8 protein-coding genes and 2 pseudogenes are annotated in these 8713 nt (G+C 60.7%); all 10 read right to left on the minus strand.

Annotated elements, in window-relative coordinates:
• Nucleotides 1–580, minus strand: a pseudogene (locus tag QZT71_RS11200) (primosomal protein N'); the annotation flags it as partial.
• Nucleotides 580–1476, minus strand: coding sequence for a YitT family protein (locus QZT71_RS11205; protein ID WP_295916170.1), 897 nt, complete (start codon nt 1474–1476; stop codon nt 580–582). The pseudogene QZT71_RS11200 and the gene QZT71_RS11205, both read right to left, overlap by 1 nt.
• 14 nt (nt 1477–1490) lie before the next feature.
• Nucleotides 1491–2447: a TIGR01212 family radical SAM protein gene (locus tag QZT71_RS11210; protein WP_295916173.1), complete on the minus strand. Its 957-nt coding sequence runs from the start codon at nt 2445–2447 to the stop codon at nt 1491–1493.
• 2 nt (nt 2448–2449) lie between these two features.
• Complete coding sequence (locus tag QZT71_RS11215) at nt 2450–3646, minus strand: DNA/RNA non-specific endonuclease (protein WP_295916176.1); 1197 nt, start codon at nt 3644–3646, stop codon at nt 2450–2452.
• Nucleotides 3647–3658: 12 nt separating this feature from the next.
• A complete protein-coding gene (gene dtd, locus QZT71_RS11220; protein ID WP_295916180.1) occupies nt 3659–4111 on the minus strand; it encodes a D-aminoacyl-tRNA deacylase in 453 nt (150 codons plus the stop codon).
• Nucleotides 4112–4125: 14 nt separating this feature from the next.
• Nucleotides 4126–4812: an RluA family pseudouridine synthase gene (locus tag QZT71_RS11225; RefSeq protein ID WP_295916185.1), complete on the minus strand. Its 687-nt coding sequence runs from the start codon at nt 4810–4812 to the stop codon at nt 4126–4128.
• Nucleotides 4813–4842: 30 nt separating this feature from the next.
• Nucleotides 4843–5298, minus strand: coding sequence for a cytidine deaminase (locus tag QZT71_RS11230; RefSeq protein WP_295916188.1), 456 nt, complete (start codon nt 5296–5298; stop codon nt 4843–4845).
• 322 nt (nt 5299–5620) lie between these two features.
• Complete coding sequence (locus QZT71_RS11235) at nt 5621–6310, minus strand: SIMPL domain-containing protein (protein WP_295916190.1); 690 nt, start codon at nt 6308–6310, stop codon at nt 5621–5623.
• A gap of 236 nt (nt 6311–6546) precedes the next feature.
• The gene (gene rlmD / locus QZT71_RS11240; RefSeq protein WP_295916193.1) at nt 6547–7956 is read right to left on the minus strand and encodes a 23S rRNA (uracil(1939)-C(5))-methyltransferase RlmD; all 1410 of its coding nucleotides are present in this window, start codon (nt 7954–7956) and stop codon (nt 6547–6549) included.
• 36 nt (nt 7957–7992) lie between these two features.
• Nucleotides 7993–8713: pseudogene (locus QZT71_RS11245) on the minus strand (hypothetical protein); the annotation flags it as partial.

Here is an 8713-nt window from a genome sequence, read left to right on the forward strand (position 1 = left end):
CATACCCCTTGCGCTCGAGGGCGTGCAGCACGGCGTAATCGGCCCGCAGCAGGCGACGGGCCACCTCGCCCGTCGAGATGCGCTCCCCGTCCCCGGCCGAGGCCAGCTCCAGCAGCGCTTCGTACTGTTTCGGGGCACGCCGTCCGAGCTTCTCGAACACCTCGTGCAGCCGCCCCTCGTCGTGCAGCGCCGGAGCCAGCGCCAGGTAACGCTCCGTGCGGGGGCGGAACTCCCCTTCGTCGAACTCCTCCTCGGTGTCGCCCGAGGGTTTCATCAGCGCCGGCAGCGCCACGCGCATCACCTCGCCCACCGTGCACATGTAGTACGCGGCAATCCACTCCCAGAGCGCCATTTGCTGCGCCGGAAGCAGGGGTGCGCCGTAAAGGACGCGCTGTATGAATTTTACGGTTTTGAACGGGGGACGGCGGTCGTGGACACGCCATACGATGCCCGTGTAGAATTTGCGGGAGCCGAACTGCACGGCCACGGCCTGTCCCGCCTCGGCGTGCATCCCCTCGGGCACGGCGAACGTATAGGCGGGCTGCGCCAGCGGCAGGACTATATCGGCATAGAGCGGCATCAGGGTTTGCTAATCGCTTGGAATCCCTTGCCGTAGACGCCCATTACCGACCCCACGGTCATGAAAGCGTCGGGGTCGATGGTTTTGACGAATTTGAGAATCATGGCCGTTTCGCGCTTGCGACAGACCACCATGACGATTTTCGACTCTTTCTTGGTGTACCACCCCTGCGAATCGATGAGCGTCACGCCGCGGTGGATGTTGTCGACGATGGCCTGCGCCATCTTTTCGTAGTCGTGCGTGACGATGAACACCTGGCTCGACTGCTGGTTTCCGGCCATAATCATGTCGACCGTATAACCGAATACCGCCGTCATCACATAACCGTAAATCACCGTGTCGATGTGGAATCCCACGAGCATCGACGAGCCGATGATGATGAAGTCGGAATAGATGACGATTTTGCCGTAGCTGATCGTGCGGTATTTGTTGATAATCATGGCGGCGATGTCCGTGCCGCCCGTCGAGCCCCCCTGCATGAAGCAGATCGCCACGCCGATACCGGCCAGGATACCGCCCAGGATAACCGACAGGATGCGTTCCAGGTGGAGAAAATCCCCCTCGGGCAACACCGACTGCCAGAAGTTCAGTCCCAGCGAAATGACGAAGACGCAGAACACGGTCTTCACGCCGAAATTCCAGCCGATGATGAAGCCCGCGACCAGCAGCAGCACGCCGTTGATGATAAAGGCCATCGTACCGATTTGGATGCTTATGCCGGCCCAGTGCTCGACGGCATGGCACAGCACGCGCGAGAGACCCGTGGCGCCGCCGCCGGTACCGTCGACGGGCATGATACAGCCAATCCATGCAAAAGAGTACAGCATCATGCCCACCGTCATCAGAAAGTACTCCTTGACGGTTTTCAGCACCAGCTCCATAGTGATGGGTTTCATAACGATCCGGAATATTAAGAATTACGGGACAAAGGTATAAAAATTTCGCCTTGATATGTACCGCGCTCCTCCAATCTTTTTTCGAGCATCGCCAGCAGCGTTTCATTGCGAACCAGCCCCCAGTTGCGGCCGTAATGGTAACGGGGCGGCGCTTCGCTCGCAAAGCGTTCGACGACCACATCGGGGCGGAGCCTGCGCAGTATTTCGATGAACAGGTCGATGTATTCGTCCACCTCCCAGAACCGGAACCGTCCGGGGTCGGCGTCGTACTCGGCGGCCATGGCCGTCGCGCGGAAAACCTGCAGTTGGTGGAATTTGACGGTCGTGAGCGGCAGGGCGTTGATCGCATCGACCTGCCCGAGCAACATCGCGTCGGTTTCGCCCGGAAGCCCCAGGATGAAGTGCGCCCCGACGTGCAGGCCCCTTTCGGCGGCCATCTCCACGGCACGGCGCGCGCAGGCGAAATCATGGCCGCGGTTCACGGCGCGCAGCGTTTCATCGCAGGTCGACTCGATGCCGTATTCGATAGCGACGTAATGCCCGCGCGCCAGCTCCGCAAGGAGGTCGAGTTTTTCGGCGTCCACGCAGTCGGGCCGCGTGCCGACGACGATTCCCGCCACTTCGGGACGGGCGAGCGCCTCGCCGTAGAGCTCCCGCAAACGCGCAGGCGGCGCATAAGTATTCGAAAACGACTGGAAATAAACCAGGTAGCGCGAAGCCGTGCGGTAGCGCCTGCGGTGGAATTCGATTCCCTCCTCGATTTGCTGCCGGACACTCTTCCCGGGCATGCAGTACGAGGGAGTGAACGCCCCGTTGTTACAGAACGTACATCCCCCCGTGCTTATGGTTCCGTCCCGGTTGGGACACGTAAATCCGGCATCGACGGAGAGTTTCTGCACCCGCCCGCCGAACGTGCGGCGGAAATACCCCGAGTAGGAGTTGAACCGCCTCTGGTCGCCCCACGCAAACATCGCTATATATCCCAGAAAGAGGCGTTGAGCTTCTCTTTCGGAGCGTTAGGCACATTGACGAAAAAAGTCTGCTTCGTCTGTTCCTCGATCCACGCCACGGATTTAATGAACTGCGCCGGTCGCGCACCCGAATACACCTTGTGTTCGAACCAGTACCCCGCACATTCTATCTCATCGGCCGCAAGTTCCCAAAGCGGTTTGCCGGTATTGCCGCTCTTCGAGCGAATCAGCACCTTGTAATAATGCGTCGGCACGATAACCGTATTGCCGTTCTTATCCTTGCAGGTTTTCGTTTTGTCGGCAAAATAGGCTCCCGTAACCATGTAAAGCGTATCGGAGCAAATCATCTTATGGCAATTGCCTTCGAGCGTCGCCCAGATACCTCCGTTAAAACCGTTCTGAATCTGCGGCGACATATTGGTATAATAGAACGTTTGCCTGTTGGTCGCCACGCTCGACTGCCGGTCGTTCGACGCAAGCATATGGCCGCGCGAGAAATCGCCGTCGCCGCTGTTCTTGTACGAAGAGCTCAAGTCTGGCTGCACAAAAGAGGGAATAACGGGATCGTATTTCCAAGCCTTGTTCTGGCCTCCGGCATCGCCTTCGGTGTAGCTTACATGCATCGGGTAGGCAACCCAAATCGCACCGTGCATATCTCTGCTGTAACAAACCGAATAGTTGCGTCCGCCCGGCTTTCCGTCGCAATAATGCGCCGCGTAATAGTAATCGTCCGGACGCTCCTGAACGGCAGGCAGCTCCGCCCATCCCTTGTATTTCGCCACACCGGGATCCGGGTCCGGGTCCGGATCGGGCCCGCCGCCCTTGCCGGTTTCGAAAGCGACTCCGGCGCTTTGGACACGGCCGGCCGGCAGGTCGGCGTAGGCCCAGACGACATACGTCATTTCGGGCATCAGGTCGTTCAGCGTACACGACAGGCGGCTGCCGTCGACCCGGCAATCCGAAACGACCGTAAAATCGCCGAACGCCACCTCGCCTACCGGCTGATAAATGAATCCGGCGCCGACGGCGGACAGCACGCCGTCGCCGAACCGGGTAAGGCAGCTCACCTCGACCGTCGTGCCGTCGACCACGGCCTCGGGCGTCAGGAACCAGTCGGCCTGGTCTTTCGTCTTCTCATCTCCGCAGGCTGCCAGAGCCACGGCAAGGGCCACAAGCAGCGGCGTAAAAATCTTTTTCATCGGAATCGCTTTTTAATCTTTGTCTTTCGAATCCATCCAGATGGTCACCGGGCCGTCGTTGACCAGCGCCACCTGCATGTCGGCGCCGAATTCGCCCGTGGGCACCTCCTGCTCCAGCAGTTCGGCGACGCGCGCCGTGAAACGCCCGTACATCGGACGCGACACGGCCTCGGGCGCAGCCCGGATATAGGACGGGCGGTTGCCCTTGCGGGTCGAGGCCTGCAGGGTGAACTGGCTCACGACCAGCACCTGCCCGCCCGCCTGCCGCACATCGAGGTTCATCACCCCCTGCCGGTCGTCGAAAATACGCAGGCGCACGATCTTGCCCGCCAGGTATTCGAGATCTTCGTCCGTATCGTCCGTTCCCACGCCGACGAATACCAGCAAACCCGCCCCGATCTGCGACCGGAGCTCTCCGCCGATTGTAACGGAAGCGCTTTTCACACGCTGGATCAACACACGCATACTTTTCGGAAAAATCAACGGTTTTCGAAATAGGCCCACAGGTTGTCGTCCGCAGGCACGGGGGCCGTGACGGACACGGGTTCTTTCCGCACGGGGTGCTCGAACTCGACACGCCGCGAGTGGAGCGAAATACCCCCTCCGGGCAGCGAACGCTTGGCCCCGTATTTCAAATCGCCGCGAATCGGGCAGCCGATTTTCGACAGCTGGGCCCGAATCTGGTGATGGCGGCCCGTCAGGAGCTCCACCTCGACGAGCGTATAGTGCGTCCCGGCCCCCAGCGTTTCGTAACGCAGGCGGGCCTCCTTGGCGTCGGGTTTCGGCGCGTCGAAAGCCCGCGAACGGTTCGTCCGGCCGTCACGCAGGATATAGTGGCGCAGCTCCCCGCTTTCGGGGACGGGCGTCTGCTCGGTAAGCGCCCAATAGAGTTTGCGGATGCGCCCCTCGCGAATCATTTCGTTGAGCCGTGTGAGGGCTTTCGAGGTCTTTGCAAAAAGCACGGCGCCGCTCACCGGACGGTCTATGCGGTGCACCACGCCGAGGAACACCTCGCCGGGCTTGGCGTCGCGCCGCTTGATAAAAGCCTTGATTTGGTCTTCGAGGGCGCTCTCGCCCGAGGGGTCGGGCTGCACCAGATCGCCGCAGCGTTTGTTGACGACCAGCAGGTGGTTGTCTTCGTAAAGAATATCTTCGGGACAGAACATTTTCCGGATATTTAAGTCTGGGGAGGTCTTTTACAGCACGAAGGTGAACGGCAGCAGCCGCGCCGCCGAGTCGACGACCGTCGCCGTGCCGTTGCCGCTCATGATGACCCGTATGGGCGAACCCTGGCGGCGTTCGACGTCGACCATCACCTGGCGGCACTGGCCGCAGGGATAGCATTCGCGCTCGGATGGATTCGAAGCGATGGCCAGCGCCTCGATCGGGTCGTCGGCATAGTTGGCCTGCGCATAGAACATCAGCGTGCGCTCGGCGCAGAGTCCCGCCGGATACACCTCGCTTTCGAAATTGCTTCCGTAGAGTATCTTCCCGCTGCGCAGGCGCGCAGCCGCACCCACATGGAATTTCGAATAGGGCGCATTGGCATTCGCCGTGGCCCGCTCGGCCTCCCGGATCAACGCCCGGTCGGCATCGGAGAGCCCGGACAGGGCCGTATAATGCTCGTAATTGAAACTGAACTGCTTTTCCATAACTCCTCCTTTTTATTTTCAGGGGCAAAGTAAACAAAGATAATATATATATCCGGAATTTCCGAATTTCATGCCGTTTTTCTGCCGCCCGCTGATGCAGCGGTGTGCCGCCGCTTCGGGGCGGCGGCCGCGCCCGGGGTGCTCCCGCCCCTGTCCGGAACACACCCGCAGCACATCCGGCGCATTCCCGCCCCGGCGCAAACCGGGAGCGGCATCTTGGCATCCGGCGGAATGCCGTTTTCCTTTGGGCCTCTCCCCTCCCGGGACGAAGAAGAGGACGCCCGCACGCGGGACATCCTCTTCGACATATCCGGCCGGAGGGTTATTCCAGCACGAATTTGGCCTGCACGTTGTACTGCAGTTTTATGGTCTTGAAGTCGAGCGGCTCGTCGGCCGAAGCGCCCTCGGCCGCATCCATCGCCTTGGCGCTGCGCATCACGGCCATGTTGTCGTAGTAGACGGGCATCACGTTGTTGTTCGAATCGTAGATGTAGAAGCACTTGCCGATTTTCTGACCCACGGCCTCGGCCAGCGTCGCCGCGCTCTGCTTGGCGTTCCGCATCGCCTCGACGCGCACCTGCTCCTTGTATGTTTCGAGCTGCGAATGCGACACCTTCAGAATCGAAACGTTCGAAATCCCCAGTCCGTCGAGGGCCTGCCATACCTTGGCCACTTCGGCCGCCGACCCCAGCTGCAGCTGGTACTTGGCCGTGGCCACCGAGGTGTTCTTCTTGAAGAACTCGCTCGAGAGGTTGGCCACCTTGAGCTGCTTTTCGACGTTCACGCCCAACCGCTTGAGCGCCGCAATCATGTCGCGCTGCTGGCTCTCGACCGAAATTTTGCCTTTCGAGTCGCGTTCGTTGATGATGACCGAGAGGTAGAACTCATCGGGCGTAATCTCCTTTTCGGCCCGTCCGTTGACCTGGATATAACTGGGGAAAGCTTCCTCGACCTGTGCTGCCGCGGGGAGCGCCATCAGCGCCACAGCCGCGATTAAAATCAATTTTTTCATGTTTTACTCCGTTTTTAGGTAACTGTTTACAAATAAAACGCCAAAAGCGGGAAATACTGCATGCGTCCACCGGTTTTTCCAGGCGCATGCACAGGCCGGCGCATATAATAGGGAAACGCCGCAGGCACGGTTTTGTTGCCATGCGGTTATCGCAGACACACCGGAGCACAAAAAAAGGGGGGGGCACCCGGAACCTCCGCAAAACACCCGGCAACCCGGGGAATCCCGGCCTGGAGCTATCGCCGCACGAGCTTCACCACATTCTCGACATGGTGCGTGTGGGGGAACATGTCCACGGGCTGTACCGCCTCGACGCGGTAGTCGGCGTCGAGCAGCGCCAGGTCGCGGGCCTGCGTGGCGGGGTTGCAGCTCACGTAGACGATTCTTTCGGGCGCGGCGCGCAGAATTACCCCGATGACGGGCTCGTCGACGCCCGCGCGCGGCGGGTCGAGGATGATGACGTCGGGCCGGCCGTTCGCAGCGACGAATGCATCGTCGAGCACCTGCTTCATGTCGCCCGCATAAAAGACCGTATTGCCGATGCCGTTGATTTCGGAATTGACTTTCGCGTCGGCAATCGCCTCGGGCACATACTCGATGCCCACCACGCGGCGGCAGTGCGCGGCGCAGAAATTGGCAATGGTGCCCGTACCGGTGTACAGATCGTAAAGCACGTCTTCGGGTTTCAAATCCGCGAACGCCCGCGCCACCTTGTAGAGCTCGTAAGCCTGCGCCGAGTTGGTCTGGTAGAACGACTTGGGCCCGACCTTGAAGCGCAGCCCCTCCATCTGCTCCACGATATGGTCTTTGCCCCGGTAACACACCGGGTCGAGGTCGGCGACCGAATCGTTGAGCTTGGTATTGACGATATAGAACAGCGAAGTAATCTGCGCAAACGAGGCCGCCAGATGGTCGAGCAGCGCCGCGATGCGTTCGCGGTCGTCCGCGCCGAAGACCACGATCACCATCACTTCGCCCGTCGAGGCCGTGCGGACAATCATGTTGCGCATCAGCCCCGTATGCTCGCGGGCATTGTGGAACGTATAACCGTTTTCGATGCAGAAACGCCTGGTTTCAAGGCGGATGTCATTCGACGGATCGGGCTGCAGCCAGCATTTGCGGATGTCCAGCACCTTGTCGAACATGCCGGGAATGTGAAACCCGAGCGCCGGTGCGGCGCCGATGTCGGCTCCGCTTTCGACCTCCTCGCGCGTCAGCCAGCGGCGGTCGGCAAAGGTGAATTCGAGCTTGTTGCGGTAGAACTGCGTCTGCGCCGAGCCCAGGCAGGGGGCAATCTCCGGCAGGGCTATTTTGCCGATGCGGGTCAGCTGGTCGCACACCTGTCCGGTCTTGAACCGCAGTTGCTCGGCATAGGGCAGGTTCTGCCACTTGCAGCCGCCGCAAACGCCGAAATGCTCGCAGAAAGCCTCGGCCCGCAGGGGCGATTTCTTCACGTAGCGCACCACGAACCCCTCCATGAAACGGCGGCGTTTGGAACGTATCTGCACGTCCACCACGTCGCCCGGTACGGTCAGCGGCACGAAGACCACCACGTCGTTCCAGCGTCCCATCGCCTTGCCTTCGGCGGCGAGCGTCGTTATTTCGAGCCCCTCTATCAGGGGATAATTTGCTTTTTTGCGGGCCATAACAATGATTTTGCCGCAAAGATAGATAAATTTCAGCTATTTCTTCCGCTCCCGGGCCCGTTCGCGCACGCCGCCCAGCCAGAATCCGAGGGCGAACGGCCCGCCGATGAGCACCGCGAGCGCCAGCACCGCATACAGCAGCACCTTGCCCACCAGCCCCGGCACGGCGTCGAGGGCCGTCTGCACCAAATCGCCGGCCGTGGTGCGCAACTGGTCGACCAGCGCCTGCCGCTCACCGGTGACATAACGCTGCAGCTCGTCGCGCTGGCGGTCGAAATTGGCGAAGGCGTTGTCGACGCTGTAATTCATCGTGTTTATCAGCTGCGTCACCTGGTCGCCCAGCTCCTGGAGCATCTTGTCCGAAATCTCGGGCAGGTGCTCCGCGACGACGACGATACGGCCGAAACTGCGCTCGAGCGAATCGAGCCGCGCGCCTACTTCCAGGCGCAGGCTGTCCTGCTGCAGCTGCATTTCGATGATGTCTTTCGACCAGCCGACGCTGTTGGCCAGCTGCTGCGTCTGGCCGCTCATGCGGTCGTTGACGTCGGCCAGCACTTCGGCAATCGACCCCGTGGCATAGGCGTGCTCAACTCCGTTCTCACGCAGGAATTCAATCCACGCAAGAATCGTATTGGAGCCCCCGTCCCCCTCTTCGACCGGATTCTCGCGCACATACTCCCCGACGAAACGCTCCATCAGGTCATAACGGTCGGCGGCCAGCACCTGCCGCGCCAGCCGTGCGGCCCGGCAATCGAGC

The sequence above is a fragment of the uncultured Alistipes sp. genome (genome assembly GCF_902388705.1).
Lineage (GTDB): Bacteria > Bacteroidota > Bacteroidia > Bacteroidales > Rikenellaceae > Alistipes.